Origin of the sequence: Sulfitobacter donghicola DSW-25 = KCTC 12864 = JCM 14565 (genome assembly GCF_000622405.1) — a bacterium.
In the GTDB taxonomy this organism is placed as follows: Bacteria; Pseudomonadota; Alphaproteobacteria; order Rhodobacterales; family Rhodobacteraceae; genus Sulfitobacter; species Sulfitobacter donghicola.
Genome location: NZ_JASF01000005.1, coordinates 1927492 through 1941755 on the forward strand (window position 1 = coordinate 1927492; position 14264 = coordinate 1941755).

General features: G+C 54.5%; 15 protein-coding genes. 9 read left to right on the plus strand and 6 right to left on the minus strand.

Features of this window, described 5'->3' with window-relative positions; all coding sequences use genetic code 11:
- Positions 1–2 precede the first annotated feature (2 nt).
- The 9 genes from Z948_RS0110485 (at position 3) to Z948_RS0110525 (ending at position 8806) form a co-directional block, all read left to right on the plus strand.
- Complete coding sequence (locus Z948_RS0110485; RefSeq protein WP_025059521.1) at positions 3–1313, plus strand: replication-associated recombination protein A; 1311 nt, start codon at positions 3–5, stop codon at positions 1311–1313.
- 31 nt (positions 1314–1344) lie between these two features.
- The gene (gene crcB / locus Z948_RS0110490) at positions 1345–1725 is read left to right on the plus strand and encodes a fluoride efflux transporter CrcB (protein WP_025059522.1); all 381 of its coding nucleotides are present in this window, start codon (positions 1345–1347) and stop codon (positions 1723–1725) included.
- The gene (locus Z948_RS0110495) at positions 1722–2771 is read left to right on the plus strand and encodes an RluA family pseudouridine synthase (protein ID WP_025059523.1); all 1050 of its coding nucleotides are present in this window, start codon (positions 1722–1724) and stop codon (positions 2769–2771) included. The genes crcB and Z948_RS0110495 overlap by 4 nt, the downstream gene beginning before the upstream one ends.
- Entirely contained in the window at positions 2768–3448 is a 681-nt protein-coding gene (locus Z948_RS0110500; RefSeq protein ID WP_025059524.1) for an HAD-IA family hydrolase, read from the plus strand. Before Z948_RS0110495 ends, Z948_RS0110500 begins: the two co-directional genes overlap by 4 nt.
- A gap of 3 nt (positions 3449–3451) precedes the next feature.
- Positions 3452–4168 (plus strand): ATP12 family chaperone protein, encoded by a 717-nt coding sequence (locus Z948_RS0110505; protein ID WP_025059525.1) that lies wholly within the window; start codon positions 3452–3454, stop codon positions 4166–4168.
- A 191-nt stretch (positions 4169–4359) separates the two neighbouring features.
- A complete protein-coding gene (locus tag Z948_RS0110510; RefSeq protein WP_025059526.1) occupies positions 4360–5376 on the plus strand; it encodes an amino acid ABC transporter substrate-binding protein in 1017 nt (338 codons plus the stop codon).
- A 120-nt stretch (positions 5377–5496) separates the two neighbouring features.
- Entirely contained in the window at positions 5497–6735 is a 1239-nt protein-coding gene (locus Z948_RS0110515; RefSeq protein WP_025059527.1) for an amino acid ABC transporter permease, read from the plus strand.
- Position 6736: 1 nt separating this feature from the next.
- Complete coding sequence (locus Z948_RS0110520) at positions 6737–8029, plus strand: amino acid ABC transporter permease (protein WP_025059528.1); 1293 nt, start codon at positions 6737–6739, stop codon at positions 8027–8029.
- Positions 8030–8041: 12 nt separating this feature from the next.
- On the plus strand, positions 8042–8806 hold the full coding sequence (locus Z948_RS0110525) for an amino acid ABC transporter ATP-binding protein (RefSeq protein WP_025059529.1): 765 nt from the start codon (positions 8042–8044) through the stop codon (positions 8804–8806).
- A gap of 50 nt (positions 8807–8856) precedes the next feature.
- Here Z948_RS0110525 and Z948_RS0110530 read toward each other — a convergent pair whose 3' ends face one another.
- Genes Z948_RS0110530 through yidC form a run of 6 tightly spaced genes read right to left on the minus strand, consistent with a single transcriptional unit; the run spans position 8857 to position 14148 of the window.
- Positions 8857–9351: a SixA phosphatase family protein gene (locus Z948_RS0110530; RefSeq protein WP_025059530.1), complete on the minus strand. Its 495-nt coding sequence runs from the start codon at positions 9349–9351 to the stop codon at positions 8857–8859.
- Complete coding sequence (locus Z948_RS0110535) at positions 9352–10038, minus strand: ferredoxin (protein WP_156026499.1); 687 nt, start codon at positions 10036–10038, stop codon at positions 9352–9354. It abuts the gene before it with no gap.
- Positions 10035–10898: an acetylglutamate kinase gene (argB, locus tag Z948_RS0110540; RefSeq protein WP_025059532.1), complete on the minus strand. Its 864-nt coding sequence runs from the start codon at positions 10896–10898 to the stop codon at positions 10035–10037. Before argB ends, Z948_RS0110535 begins: the two co-directional genes overlap by 4 nt.
- Positions 10899–10934: 36 nt before the next feature.
- The gene (gene yihA / locus Z948_RS0110545) at positions 10935–11585 is read right to left on the minus strand and encodes a ribosome biogenesis GTP-binding protein YihA/YsxC (protein WP_025059533.1); all 651 of its coding nucleotides are present in this window, start codon (positions 11583–11585) and stop codon (positions 10935–10937) included.
- Entirely contained in the window at positions 11585–12322 is a 738-nt protein-coding gene (locus Z948_RS0110550) for an MOSC domain-containing protein (RefSeq protein WP_025059534.1), read from the minus strand. Before Z948_RS0110550 ends, yihA begins: the two co-directional genes overlap by 1 nt.
- On the minus strand, positions 12322–14148 hold the full coding sequence (gene yidC, locus Z948_RS0110555) for a membrane protein insertase YidC (RefSeq protein ID WP_025059535.1): 1827 nt from the start codon (positions 14146–14148) through the stop codon (positions 12322–12324). The genes Z948_RS0110550 and yidC overlap by 1 nt, the downstream gene beginning before the upstream one ends.
- Between the last annotated feature and the right edge of the window lie 116 nt (positions 14149–14264).

The following is a 14264-nucleotide window of genomic DNA, read 5'->3' on the forward strand; positions in this document are numbered from 1 at the left end:
GGATGGCTGATCTGTTTGGGGCTTCTGCAGCTTCAGTACCCGATGGGGCCCACCGTCCTTTGGCAGACCGTCTGCGGCCGACCAAACTGGGTGAGGTGATTGGCCAGCGGCAGGTTTTGGGGCCAGAGGGGCCGCTCACCGTGATGCTGGGGGCGGGTGCCTTAAGTTCGTTGGTGTTTTGGGGGCCTCCTGGGGTTGGGAAAACCACCATCGCGCGGTTGCTGGCCGATGAAACTGACCTGCATTTTGTTCAGATCAGCGCGATCTTCAGCGGCGTACCGGAATTGCGCAAAGTCTTTGATGCGGCCAAGATCAGGCGCCAAAACGGGCAGGGCACGTTGTTGTTCGTGGATGAAATCCACCGTTTTAACAAAGCACAGCAAGACGGGTTTCTGCCCCACATGGAAGACGGCACGATCCTGCTGGTTGGCGCCACCACAGAGAACCCGAGTTTTGAGCTGAACCGAGCGGTTCTGAGCCGTGCACAAGTGCTGGTGCTTGAACGGCTCGATGCGGATGATCTGGAAAATTTGGCCCGTCGGGCCGAAGAGGAATTGGAGGTCAAGCTCCCTCTTGATCCGTCGGCGCGGCAGGCTTTGCTGGATATGGCCGATGGTGACGGGCGGGCATTGTTGAACCTGATCGAACAGGTTGCCGCGTGGACCGTGGATCAGCCCCTAGACAGCGCGGCCCTTGGCAAGCGGCTTAGTAAACGCGCCGCCCAATATGATAAGGGTGGGGACGAGCATTACAACTTGATCTCGGCGCTGCATAAATCCGTGCGGGGCAGCGACCCTGATGCGGCGGTTTATTGGTTTGCACGCATGTTGGAAGGGGGCGAAGACCCGCGTTACCTCGCACGCCGTATCGTGCGTATGGCTGTTGAGGATATTGGCCTTGCCGATCCTCAGGCGCAGGCGGTTTGTTTGCAATGCTGGGATACATACGAACGTCTCGGTTCTCCTGAGGGGGAGCTGGCCCTGTCCCAAGCTGTGATCTATCTGGCGCTCGCGCCCAAGAGCAATGCAAACTATGTGGCCTACAAAGGGGCGCGGCGCGCGGCCAAGGCGACAGGTTCAGCGCCACCACCGAAACATATCCTGAATGCGCCGACGGCCTTGATGAAAGATCAGGGGTATGGCGCGGGCTATGCCTATGACCATGACGCCGAAGACGGGTTTTCGGGGCAGAACTATTTCCCTGATGAAATGGAGCGCCCCTCACTTTACCAGCCCGTCGAACGCGGGTTTGAGCGGGATTTGAAAAAGCGTCTGGACTACTTCGCCAAGCTGCGTACCCAGCGAGAGAGTTGACTCCGACGCCTTTGCAGGCGATTGCAGGCGCATGATTTCAACTATGTCTCTTGTCGCCTTGGGCGGCGCTATCGGTGCAGCAATGCGCTTTCTCGTTGGGGTTGGGGTTATGCGCCTCAGCGGTCCTGCGGAATTTCCGATGGCGATCATCACCGTAAACGTCATCGGGTCCTTCCTGATGGGGGTCTTTGTGGTGGCTGCGGCGCACAAAGGGCTGAACCACCTTAGCCCCTTTGTGATGACAGGTATTCTGGGTGGCTTTACCACCTTCTCAGCGTTTTCGCTTGAGACGGTGACGCTGATCGAACGGGGGCAAATTGCCCATGCTGGGGCCTATATGGCCTTGTCGGTTGGGCTGAGTATTGGTGGATTAATGTTAGGGCTATGGATAGCCAGAGGGGTATTCGCATGAGCCGCGTACAAACACTTACCGTTGAAGAGGGTGACGGAGATCAGCGTCTGGACCGTTGGTTCAAACGTGTCTTTCCGCATGTGCCGCAGGGGCGTATCGAAAAGATGTGCCGCAAGGGTGAAATCCGTGTGGATGGCGGCCGCGTAAAGGGATCGACACGGTTGGAGGTTGGCCAGCAGGTCCGCATCCCACCGCTGCCAACAGGTGAGGCACCTCCGCCGCCAAAACGCACAACAGTGACCGAGGCCGAGGCCAAGATGATCCGCGCTAGCGTGATCTACCGCGATGATCACGTGATTGCATTGAATAAGCCGCCAGGTTTGCCTGTGCAGGGTGGATCAGGGCAGGGCGATCGTCATGTTGACGCCCTATCCGAGGCGCTGATGTTTGAGCTGGATGAAAAGCCGCGATTGGTGCACCGTTTGGATAAAGACACCTCTGGCGTATTGGTTTTGGCGCGCACGCGCGAAGCGGCCAAAGCGCTGACAGCAAACTTTCGTCACCGCGAGACCCGCAAAATCTATTGGGCTGCTGTCGCAGGTGCGCCGCATCCGCGCAACGGCACGATCAAATTCGGTTTGGTCAAAGCAGGCGGGCATGGCGCACGCGGTGAAGGCGAGAAAATGTATGCGGTCCATCCGCGTGATGTGGATGATACTGAGGGCGCAAAACGCGCCACCACCGATTATTCTTTGTTAGAGCAGGTCGGCACGCGCGCCTCATGGATGGCGCTAAGCCCTGTGACAGGGCGCACGCACCAGCTGCGTGTGCATATGGCCGAGATCGGACATCCGATTATTGGCGATGGCAAGTATGGCGGCTCGGGTCAGGAAAACATGGGCGATGGATGGGGCGCGCAACTGGGGGGTGATATCTCGAAAAAGCTGCACCTGCATGCCCGCAGCCTGACGATCCAGCACCCTGCGACCAAAGCGATGCTTAATCTTGTGGCACCGCTTCCCGACCATATGCAGCGCACATGGGATACCTTCGCGTGGCAGACAAAGTTCGCTCCTGATGATCCGTTTGGAGAGACATGGGGATGAGCGACAAGCCACTGCGATTGGTGATCTTTGATGTTGATGGCACGTTGGTTGACAGTCAGGCGCATATTTTGGGCGCTATGCACGCGGCATTTGCGGATGAGGGGCTAGAAACGCCTCAACGCAGCGATGTGTTGGGTGTGGTTGGTCTGTCTTTGGATGTGCTCATGCCGCGCCTTGCCCCAGATGCGGATCAGGCGGCACACGCCCGATTGGTACAAGGGTATAAAGACGCCTATATGGCCATCAGGGCCGAGCAAACCAGCGCGGTTTCATCTCCATTCTACCCCGGTGCACGCGAAACACTGGAAGCGTTGCACGCCCAGCCCGAAGTTCTGCTAGGGGTGGCGACGGGCAAGTCCCGCAGAGGGCTGGACAAGCTGATCGAAGGCCACGGGTTGGAGGGCATGTTTGTGACGCAGCAGGTTGCAGATTTTCACCCGTCCAAACCAAGCCCAGCGATGCTATTAGAAGCATTGAAGGAAACCGGCATTGAAGCTTCGGATGCTGTGATGATTGGCGACACTAGCTTTGACATGGAAATGGCGCGGGCCGCTGGGATCGCTGGGGTTGGCGTAAGTTGGGGCTATCACCCGCGCGAAAATCTATCTGCGGCGCGGACGGTGATTGATAGCTTTCAGGCGCTTCCTTCGGTGTTAGACGAAATCTGGAAAGGTTGAATAATGAGCGAGTGGAAAGCGAAACGCTTTTGGAAAATGGCAACGGTAGCAGAACGCGACGGCGGCTTTGCGGTTGAGCTGGACGGGCGCAGCGTAAAGACGCCCGCGAAACAGGTTCTTCAGGTTCCGACACGTGCCATGGCCGAGGCGATTGCATTGGAATGGGATGCCCAAGAGGACGCGATCAACCCCAACACGATGCCTGTTACCAAAACGGCGAATGCTGCGATTGATAAGGTGACGATCCAACATGAAGAAGTGGCCGAGATGTTGGCGGCTTACGGTGACAGCGACCTTTTGTGTTACCGCGCTGATTCGCCCGAAGAGTTGATTGCGCGGCAGGCCGAACAGTGGGATCCGATGCTGGATTGGGCGGCAGAACATCTTGATGCGCGGCTCGAAACACGGACAGGTGTTGTGCACGCCCCTCAAGAGAAAACCGCGATCGAGGCGTTGCGCCAACGTACACATGCGTTAGACCCGTTTGAGCTGGCTGCCTTTCACGATCTGGTGAGCTTGTCCGGTTCGCTTGTACTGGGATTTGCGGCTGCCATGGGCGCGCGAAGTGCAGAAGAATTGTGGGGCATCTCTAGGTTGGATGAAATCTGGCAAGAAGAGCAATGGGGCGAAGATGATGACGCAACAGCGCTTGCCGAGATAAAGCGCGAGGCATTTTTGCACGCCAAGCGAATGTTCGATCTGGCACAGCGAGTTTCCTAAAAATTAACCTTACCTTAGGTCAAACGGGAGGGTGTCATAGCTTTCTAAGCTGTCAGCCCTTGACCTTGGGGCGGGAATCCGCTCACAGTCGTTGGCACTCTGTGAGACATTCTTCGGAGTATCACCGCCGGCGTGCAACGTGCCGGTACTATCCGCCCAAAAAAGTGGTGGAAAATCAGGAAGAGGTAAAAATGAAAAAATCAATTATTCTTGGCGCGCTGACCGTAGCTGGCCTGTCTGCTGGTATGGCAGCCGCTGGTACGCTTGACGACGTCAAAGCGCGCGGCACGCTGAACTGTGGTGTTTCCACAGGTCTGATCGGCTTTGCTGCGCCTGATGCGAATGGCGAATGGGTTGGCTTTGACGTATCTGTATGTCGCGCTGTTGCTGCGGCTGTTTTGGGCGATGCGACAGCTGTTGAATTCGTTCCTACAACAGGTAAAACACGCTTTACCGCGTTGGCGTCCGGCGAAATCGACATGCTGGCACGTAACACCACATGGACATTCTCCCGTGATGTTGACCTTAAGTTCGACTTCATTGGCGTGAACTACTATGACGGCCAAGGCTTTATGGCTCCGAAAGAGCTGGGCGTTTCGTCCGCAAAAGATCTTGATGGCGCAACAGTTTGCATCCAGACGGGTACAACAACCGAGCTGAACCTTGCTGACTTCTTCCGCGTCAACAACATCAGCTATGAGCCAGTGCCAATCGAAACAAACGCAGAAGCACAACAGCAGTACCTTGCTGGCGCTTGCGACGTTTTCACAACTGACGCATCCGGTCTTGCTGCAACACGTGCCGCATTCGAAGATCCCAGCGCGCACGTTCTGTTGCCAGAAATCGTATCCAAAGAGCCACTCGGCCCGCTGGTACGTCACGGCGACAACGAGTGGGGCGATGTTGTTCGCTGGACTCTGAACGCTTTGATCACCGCTGAAGAGCTGGGTGTTTCCTCTGCGAACGTTTCCGAAATGGCTGGTTCCACAAACAACCCAGAAGTAGCACGTCTGCTTGGTACCGAAGGTACATTGGGTGAAATGCTGGGTCTTGACGCGGATGCATTCAAGCGCGCGATCGAAACTCAAGGTAACTACGGTGAAATCTTTGCTAAAAACATCGGCGAAGACACACCAATCGGTCTGGCGCGTGGTTTGAACGCACAGTGGACAGACGGCGGCCTGCTGTACTCCCCACCATTCCGCTAAATACTTGATGCCAAAGGGCGTGGGAATTCCCGCGCCCTTTGTGCTTACTACCAAAAAATTGATCCGGTACTGACGTCAAAAGACGCGCCCAAGAAGCCGGAATTCACGGGGATTTCATTTATGTCGACACTCTCGGACCCTCCAAAGGGCTCGTTCCAGCTATCTATGCTGTTGAACGATAGCCGGTATAGGTCAATGACGTTGCAAGCAATTGCCGCCATTCTCCTGGCATTGGCACTTGCCTATCTTTATTCCAACCTGATGGTAAACCTGCGCGAACAAGGGCTGGATATTTCCTTTGCGTTTCTTACCAACCCTGCAGGTTATGACATTAACCAAACCTTGGTTGATTATAATAGCCAGTCCAGCAACCTTCGTGCGGCGCTGGTCGGTATTTTAAATACGCTTCTTGTTGCTTTCCTCGCATGTATTACCGCGACCATTCTTGGCGTTATCGCAGGGGTTTTACGCCTGTCCAATAACTGGCTCGTTAGTAAGCTCATGTCATTTTACGTTGAGATTTTCCGCAACATCCCTGTTCTGATCTGGATCATCATCATCTTCACGATCATGACGGCACTCATGCCCAGCCCGCGGGCCTTTAAGGGCGACGAGCCTGCCGCCTCTATGTTGATGGACCTTTTCGCCTTTACTAACCGTGGTGTTTATATCCCTGGTCCACAGTTTACGCGTGGATTTGGCGGCGCAGAGGGCAGTGGCCTTAACTTCTTGTTGGTTATTGCGGTCCTTGTCGGTTCATTCTTTGGAGCGCGTTATTTCACAAAGCGTGCAAATGCGATCCAAGAAGCAACCGGTGTGCGTCCGAATACGCTTTGGACCAACCTAGCGGTTTGGTTCGTCCCGGTTATTGTGCTGTGCCTGGCCCTTGGCCTCACTTGGGATATCCCCGAGCTGAAAGGCTTTAACTTTAAGGGTGGCATCAAGATCGGTGGCCCGTTGATCGCGCTTTGGTTTGCTTTGTCGATCTATACAGGTGCGTTTATCGCGGAAAATGTGCGCGCTGGCATTATGGCTGTTTCTAAAGGACAGACCGAAGCCGCTGCTGCATTGGGCATCCGTCCACGCGGCATCATGAGCCTTGTTGTCCTGCCTCAGGCGCTTCGCGTGATCATTCCGCCGCTGATTTCACAGTATTTGAACATCACCAAAAACTCGTCCCTAGCGATTGCTGTTGGTTATGCTGACATCACCGCGACACTGGGGGGCATTACGCTGAACCAGACGGGCCGTGCGATTGAATGCGTTCTTTTGCTGATGCTGTTCTATCTTGTGATCTCGCTGCTGATCTCGGCATTTATGAACGTCTACAACAACGCTATGAAGTTGAAGGAGCGCTAAGATGAGTGACAATAACTCCATCGCCTTCGTGCGCGAAACCGAACTGCCCCAGATGCCTGCTCCGGCGAACGCATCTGGACCTGTCAAATGGTTGCGCGACAACCTGTTTGCCACCATTCCGAATGGAATCCTGACGCTGGCCTCTTTTGTTGTGATCTATCTGATCCTCAAAAGTGCAGTGCCGTGGATTTTGAATGGTGTCTGGAATGCAGATAACCTAGCGGAATGTCGTGAAATCCTGCAGGGGACGTCTGGTGCGTGCTTTGCCGTTTTGACCGAACGTTGGCCGCAGCTCATCTATGGGTTCAAATATCCTTCAACCGAATACTGGCGCCCCACATTGGCATTTGTCTTCATGCTGGTCGCGATTGCCCCTGTGTTGTTCTTTGACTTGCCGCGCAAGTTGTTGATCGTTACGGCGCTGTTCCCTTTTGTAGCCTTTTGGCTGATTTGGGGCGGCACAATCTGGACGCCGATCTTTGCTTTGCTTGGGTTTGTGGCCGCATATTTCGTCTATGCCCGCTTTGTCGCTCAGAACTTTGCTTTGGGTTTCTTTGGCGGGGTCGCTGCGGCGATGATCGTTTGGTACATCTCTGGCTTCATCGTGTCGGCATTGGCACCAGAGGAGACACTCCTCTCTGCCGTTCCTTCACGTGATTTGGGTGGCTATATGCTCAACATGATGTTGGGTATTACCTGTGTGTCTTTGTCGATCCCACTGGGCATCGCATTGGCCTTGGGACGTCAAAGCACGATGCCGCTGATCAAATGGATTTGTGTGATCTTCATCGAATTCATTCGCGGTGTGCCACTGATTACGCTGCTCTTCGTGGCGAGTGTGATGTTGGCCTATTTCTTCCCACCAGAAGCGACAGTTGACCTGTTCGTGCGGGTTGTGATCATGATCACGATCTTCTCCGCGGCATATATTGCCGAGGTGATCCGCGGTGGTTTGGCTGCTTTGCCAAAAGGCCAATACGAAGCTGCGGATAGCTTGGGGTTGGATTATGCGCAGGCCATGCGTCTGATCATTCTGCCACAAGCGCTGAAGATTTCGATCCCCGGGATCGTGAACATTGCTGTTGGTCTGTTCAAGGATACAACACTGGTTTCCGTGATCTCGATGTTCGATATTCTCGGCATGATCCGTGGTCCTATTCTGGCTTCAACCGATTGGAACGGCGTTTACTGGGAGCTCTTGGGCTTTGCCTGTGTTCTCTTCTTCGTCGTTTGTTACTCTATCTCTCAATACTCGCAGTGGCTGGAACGCCGTCTTGCGACAGATCACCGATAAGGAGGCCGGATCATGGCTGATACAAAACTCAAAGTGTCCGACGAAGTCGCGATCTCGATCCAGCAGATGAACAAATGGTACGGGACATTCCACGTGCTGCGCGACATCGACCTGACCGTTTATCAAGGCGAACGCATCGTTATCTGTGGGCCGTCAGGCTCGGGTAAATCCACGCTGATCCGCTGCATCAACGCATTGGAAGAGCACCAGAAAGGGTCGATCGAAGTGGATGGCACGTTGCTGTCCTCTGACCTCAAGAACATCGATAAGATCCGTTCAGAAGTGGGCATGTGCTTCCAGCACTTTAACCTCTTCCCGCATCTGAGCATTCTGGACAACCTGACATTGGCGCCGATCTGGGTTCGTAAAACACCCAAGAAAGAAGCCGAAGAAGTTGCGATGCACTATCTTGAGAAGGTGAAAATCCCTGATCAAGCGGATAAGTTCCCCGGCCAGCTGTCTGGTGGTCAACAGCAGCGTGTGGCGATTGCCCGTTCCTTGTGCATGAAGCCGCGGATCATGTTGTTTGATGAACCAACATCGGCGCTTGACCCTGAGATGATCAAGGAAGTTCTCGATACGATGATCGAGCTTGCTGAAGAAGGCATGACAATGCTTTGCGTGACGCACGAGATGGGCTTTGCCCGTCAGGTTGCCAACCGCGTTATCTTTATGGACCAAGGGCAAATTGTTGAGCAGAACGAACCAGAAGCGTTCTTTAACAACCCACAAAGCCCGCGCACTCAGCTGTTCCTGAGCCAGATTCTGGGGCACTAATTGCAACCACATTGATGTGTTGTTTAAAGGGCAGGGGGAAACCTCTGCCCTTATTTCATGAGATCTCTTGGAACTGTAAACTGCACCAGTTTTCCAGTTCCTTTGCGTAAATCCCGCCAATCCATGATGTCGAAATCAACGACAAGGGTCGCGCCTGTTGGGTATTTATAAAATCCCGAATGATCTGATGCCGTGGCCAGAAGCATCTCTGCCAGCATCGCAGTCCCGGGATTATGGGCGACCATCAGGATACAATCCTCAGAGCGCTGGTGAAGCGTACCTGCCATCACGTCAGGCTCTGCCAAATAGAGGCTTTTCAAAAAGGATGTGGGAGCATCGCCTAGTTTGAGACCGTCAAGCGTCTCACGGGTGCGCTTAGCATCCGAGCAAAGGATATGATCGGGTTGAAAGCCGTTTTTGCGTAGCCAGTCGCCCAATGCTGCGGCAGAAACGCGGCCCCGTTCATTGAGCGCGCGGCCATGGTCGGTCTGGTCCAGATCGGTCCAATCGGATTTGGCGTGGCGCATGAGGATCAGACGTTTCATTTAGCTCCCCCTAAAGGCTTTCATGTGATAGGCATTTTGCGCCATCGGGCGGTTAAACAATTGGCTGACAGGGCAGGCAAGGCGCGTTGCGCACCCCTGTGTCATACAATCCTGACCCTCTGAGCTGGCAATATGGCTTTTGCATTTGGGGACATCGTAGAAATGTGTGTCTGACAAAGCGCCAACAGGGCAGGCAGCCACACAGGGGCGATCCATACAGGTATCGCAGGGGTTTGTAGGCTGTTGGGCAGGTAAATTCAGGTGCCCACGAAAGACGATCCCCCCCCGATAAGAAATGAGCAATCCCGCGCGCGCATGCACCAACATGCCAACAGGGCTGTCAAAGGCTTCTCCGGTTTTTTTGGCCCAAGCGATAAAGGGCGCGAACGGCGGCCCGCCAAAGGGGTATACCACAGCCGCGCCGCCTGCTGCTTCCATAATCGGAGGTAGAATGCGCTGAGACCATCTGTCGATGGCATCTGGGGCACCGTCCGAATATTCTGGGCTCTGGGTGAAGTGGCTCCAAAAATGAGGGGCTGTACCGATCAGAACGATTGTCTGCTTTGGTTGGTCTGGATCGCTATGCGCACCGCCCATGGCCATTAAGCCATGGGGCGCTGCCAATGCATCTATTTTGTCCAACAACCTGTTGGCCTGTTTCGTAGGATCTATAGGTTGGCGTTTCATCCTGCTCGGATGATCGACCCTGCGCCATGCTCGGTAAAGAGCTCTAGCAGGCAGGCGTTTGGCGCGCGACCATCCAGAATGACGCTGGCGCGGACACCAGCGTTGATCGCATCCAGCGCTGTCTGCGTCTTTGGGATCATTCCCCCCGCAATAGTGCCTTCGGCGGTTAGTTCTTTGATCTGTGTCGCTGTGAGATCGGTAAGGATCTCTCCGTCAGCGTCTTTTACGCCGGAAACATCAGTCAGCAGCAGCAGGCGGTCTGCTTTCAAAGCCGAGGCAATGGCGCCCGCAGCAGTGTCACCGTTGATGTTAAACGTTTCGCCCTGCATCCCCATGCCAAGTGGGGCGATGACGGGGATCAACTCCTTGTCAGCAAGATCAAGCAGTAGGTCGGGATTGACGGTTGTCGGCTTGCCCACAAGGCCCAAGGCGGGATCCTCGGCCTCGCAGATGATCAAACCGCTGTCTTTGCCAGAAACCCCAACGGCGCGGCCGCCTTGTTCGGAAATGGCCTGAACGATGCGCGCGTTGACCAGCCCTGACAGAACCATCTCAACAACTTCCATGGTGGCTGCGTCAGTGACCCGTTTGCCATTCACGAATTGGGATTCGATGTTTAGCCGATCCAGCATTTTGTTGATCATCGGGCCGCCGCCATGGACGATGACGGGGTTCACCCCAACTTGCCGCATCAAAACAACGTCGCGGGCGAATTCTTCCATGGCTTCGTCACTGCCCATGGCGTGACCGCCCAGCTTGATCACAACAGTCGCATCGTTATAGCGCTGCATGTATGGCAAAGCCTGTGAAAGAGTGGCGGCGGTTGTTGCCCAATCGCGGTTCATGTCTTGTGTTCTCATATCTAATTTCCCGAGGTCTGACGGGATCATAAGCCCTTATTCGAGCGTGGCAATCACAGACCGTAAGGTCGGGATGCCCCAACCTTTTTCGGATGATGTTACGATGATTTCGGGATAGGCGGCTGGGTGCTTGCTCAGCGCGCCGCGCACTTGATCCAGTACCTTTTCACGCTCTTTCTCTTTGACCTTATCGGCCTTGGTTAGGACGGCCTGAAAGGTCACAGCGGAACTGTCGAGTAGGCTCATGATTTCGTCGTCTACCTTTTTCACCCCATGGCGCGCATCAATCAAAACAAAAGCGCGGCGCAGCGTTTGGCGCCCCTGCAAAAATTGCTTTAGCAAGCGCTGCCATTTTTCGACAACGGGAAGGGGGGCGTTGGCATAGCCGTACCCCGGAAGGTCAACGAGATAGAAATCCTCCCCAGCGGTGAAATAGTTAATCTCTTGCGTGCGGCCAGGGGTGTTGGAGGCACGGGCCAAGGCCTTCATCCCTGTGAGGGCGTTGATCAAAGTGGATTTGCCCACGTTGGAACGACCGGCAAAGCAAACCTCAAGCCGGTCTGCCTCGGGCAGGCCCGACATCGCAACGACACCTTTGACGAATTCGGTTTCGCCAGCAAACAGCAACCGCCCGCGTTCCAATGTTTGTGCATCTGGTTCTTCGGCCAATGGGAAGGGGAGTTGCATTAGATAAGCTCCAATTTGTCGCCAAGGCGAATTTTGCCGCCGGTAATTACGCTGAAGCAAACACCAAAGTTCTGGTGGTCAAATCCCCTAAGGACAGACAACAGATCGTGGTCGCGTTCACCTGTTTTTGTGTTTGCCATAATGGACTTGCAGCGCTCAATGGTGGCATCAACTTGAACCGTAGCTTCACCCAGTTTGAGCGTCTTCCCGACAAAGTCAAATTCCATCCATGGTTCTGTGCCATCAAACCAGACGTTTCCGCGCCAGCGTTCTTGCGCCAAAGATGCATTAGCGGCCTGTTCTACCGCTAGGTGCGATGCCACATTCATAAGCGAGATCGAAGGCACATCACTATCGGTATATCCGCGCGGGCCGATGCGCATGATTTGATCTGGTTGCGCGCGCTCGGGCGGGCAAAGCGGCGCGACCCAGTCCAGAAAAACCTCTGCGCCATGGTCAGGATGGAAGGTCAGATCAGGCCTGTCAGGATGGCGCAGCGTTAGCAATTCGCTGGTTTCATCGAGGCTGGCTGTGATGGCCTGAAGCTGCGGCATTGCCGCAGCACGGGTGAAGTTGACGCAGCGCGCCCATTCACCCGCCACGGCCTTTGCCCCTTTATGGGCAACGGCCCATGTGCGGTCATAGGGCATTGAGGCGTCCGCGATTAGCGTCACCTCATCCAGTGCCTCCCGCCCGTGTGCCTTTAACGGATGGCGCCACAGGGCGGTGATCTGCATCACTTCTTAGGCTCGGCTTTTGCCTGACGGGAAAAGCTGCTTTTGATGTTGCCCAAGAGATCAGGTTTGTAACCTTGGCTACGCATGATCAAATACTGCTGGGTAAAGGTGATCGTGTTGTTCGCAATCCAGTATACCACCAGACCCGAGGCAAAGCTGCCCAGCATGAACATGAAGACCCATGGCATCCACGCAAAAATCATCTTTTGCGTTGGGTCTGTGGGCGCTGGGTTCAGCTTTTGCTGCAACCACATGGAGATACCCAGCAAGAGGGGCAAGATGCCGATAAAGACCAGCGCCATGATGCTGCCCACCTCGGGCGCGCCCCATGGCAGCAACCCATAGAGGTTAAAGATGGTTGTTGGATCTGGTGCGCTAAGGTCTTGGAACGGACCAAAGAACGGCGCATGGCGCAACTCGATCGTAACGAAAATCACTTTGTACAATGAGAAGAAGATCGGGATCTGCAACAGGATCGGGAGACAACCAGCAGCTGGGTTTACTTTTTCCTTTTTGTAGAGCTCCATCATGCCCTGCTGGACTTTCTGACGGTCATCGCCAGCTTCCTCTTTGAGCTTTTCCATTTTTGGCTGAAGCTCTTTCATCTTGGCCATGGAAACGTAGGATTTATACGCCAATGGGAAGAGCAGAGCCTTGATCAGCAAGGTCAGCGCAATGATGGAAATACCCATGTTGCCGATCAAAAGGTTAAGCTGGTGCAACAGCCAGAAGATCGGTTTTGTCAGGAACGAGAACCAGCCCCAGTCGATCGAGTCGATGAAGTTGTAAACGCCTGCGTCTTCATAGGTTTTCAGAACTTCCCATTCTTTTGCACCTACAAAAAACTGCGTGGTGTTCGAGATCGTTTGCCCAGTGGCAACCGTTTGAACAGGGCTGACGGCTTCGGTTTGGTAAATGTCGCGGCGTTCGTCGTATTTGGCTACGGATTTAAATGCGGTCCCTTGGGTCGGGATCAAAACGCTCATCCAATAGTGGTCGGTAAATCCGATCCAGCCGTTTTCAGTGATGTTTTCTTCCAAGGTGCGCGCGCCAGCACGTTGGTTATATTCGAAATCGGGCATCTCATCCCAGTTGATTTCCGAATACTCACCGTCGGTCATCGCAACAACGCCTTCATGAAGAATGAAGAAGTTTTTCAGATCCGTTGGCTCGCCATGGCGGGCAAGAACGGCGTAAGGCGCCATAGATGCCGCTGTTTCACCTGTGTTTTCAACCGATTGCGTGATGGTGAACATATACTCATCATCGACAGCGATCTTTTTGGAGAACACAAGGCCCGCGCCATTATCCCAGCTGAGCGTTACAGGGGTTTCAACGCTGAGCGTTTCACCCTCTGATAGCTGCCATTCGGTGTTCGGGCCAGGGACGGAGGATGGATCAACGCCTGATGCTGCTGCCCACCCATGCAATGCGTATTGCGCGTTGTCTTCGTTTGCGGGGAAGAGGATTTCAACGACGGTTGCATCGTCTTCTAGCGAGGTCTGGTAATCGTTCAGCGACAGCTGGTCGATCCGCCCACCCAGTAACGAAAGCGAGCCGCTAAGGCGCTGAGTTTCGATTGCAACACGCGGTGCGCTTTCCAATGCACTAGGTGCTGTTTCCGTGCTGGCCGTAGCAGCAGGTGCAGCCGAAGAGACATCGGCACTTGGCGTAGCAAGTGAGCCCTCGACCGGAGCTGATTGCGACGCGATTGTTCCGTCGATCGGTGTTTCAGGTTCTGGTGGTGGGAAAAGCACAAACCACACAAGGATCACAACAAAGCTAAGCGCTGTCGCAATGATTAAATTCTTGTTCTGATCGTCCATTGGCACCGCCACCTGATGTCTAAAAACTGTTCGGTCGGTACACAACGGGGAGGGCAAAAGGTCAAGCGGATTCGCGTAAACCTAGGCGAAAGCAGCCTATGTTTCGTCAGTTTTCC

Excerpts from the sequence above, each read along its gene's own strand:
- yidC (WP_025059535.1), bottom strand. The coding sequence starts at position 14,148 with ATGGACGATCAGAACAAGAATTTAATCATTGCGACAGCGCTTAGCTTT.
- Z948_RS0110515 (WP_025059527.1), top strand. The coding sequence starts at position 5,497 with ATGTCGACACTCTCGGACCCTCCAAAGGGCTCGTTCCAGCTATCTATG.
- Z948_RS0110505 (WP_025059525.1), top strand. The coding sequence starts at position 3,452 with ATGAGCGAGTGGAAAGCGAAACGCTTTTGGAAAATGGCAACGGTAGCA.
- Z948_RS0110535 (WP_156026499.1), bottom strand. The coding sequence starts at position 10,038 with ATGAAACGCCAACCTATAGATCCTACGAAACAGGCCAACAGGTTGTTG.
- Z948_RS0110500 (WP_025059524.1), top strand. The coding sequence starts at position 2,768 with ATGAGCGACAAGCCACTGCGATTGGTGATCTTTGATGTTGATGGCACG.
- Z948_RS0110485 (WP_025059521.1), top strand. The coding sequence starts at position 3 with ATGGCTGATCTGTTTGGGGCTTCTGCAGCTTCAGTACCCGATGGGGCC.
- Z948_RS0110495 (WP_025059523.1), top strand. The coding sequence starts at position 1,722 with ATGAGCCGCGTACAAACACTTACCGTTGAAGAGGGTGACGGAGATCAG.
- yihA (WP_025059533.1), bottom strand. The coding sequence starts at position 11,585 with ATGCAACTCCCCTTCCCATTGGCCGAAGAACCAGATGCACAAACATTG.
- Z948_RS0110510 (WP_025059526.1), top strand. The coding sequence starts at position 4,360 with ATGAAAAAATCAATTATTCTTGGCGCGCTGACCGTAGCTGGCCTGTCT.
- Z948_RS0110550 (WP_025059534.1), bottom strand. The coding sequence starts at position 12,322 with ATGCAGATCACCGCCCTGTGGCGCCATCCGTTAAAGGCACACGGGCGG.
- Z948_RS0110525 (WP_025059529.1), top strand. The coding sequence starts at position 8,042 with ATGGCTGATACAAAACTCAAAGTGTCCGACGAAGTCGCGATCTCGATC.
- argB (WP_025059532.1), bottom strand. The coding sequence starts at position 10,898 with ATGAGAACACAAGACATGAACCGCGATTGGGCAACAACCGCCGCCACT.
- crcB (WP_025059522.1), top strand. The coding sequence starts at position 1,345 with ATGATTTCAACTATGTCTCTTGTCGCCTTGGGCGGCGCTATCGGTGCA.
- Z948_RS0110530 (WP_025059530.1), bottom strand. The coding sequence starts at position 9,351 with ATGAAACGTCTGATCCTCATGCGCCACGCCAAATCCGATTGGACCGAT.
- Z948_RS0110520 (WP_025059528.1), top strand. The coding sequence starts at position 6,737 with ATGAGTGACAATAACTCCATCGCCTTCGTGCGCGAAACCGAACTGCCC.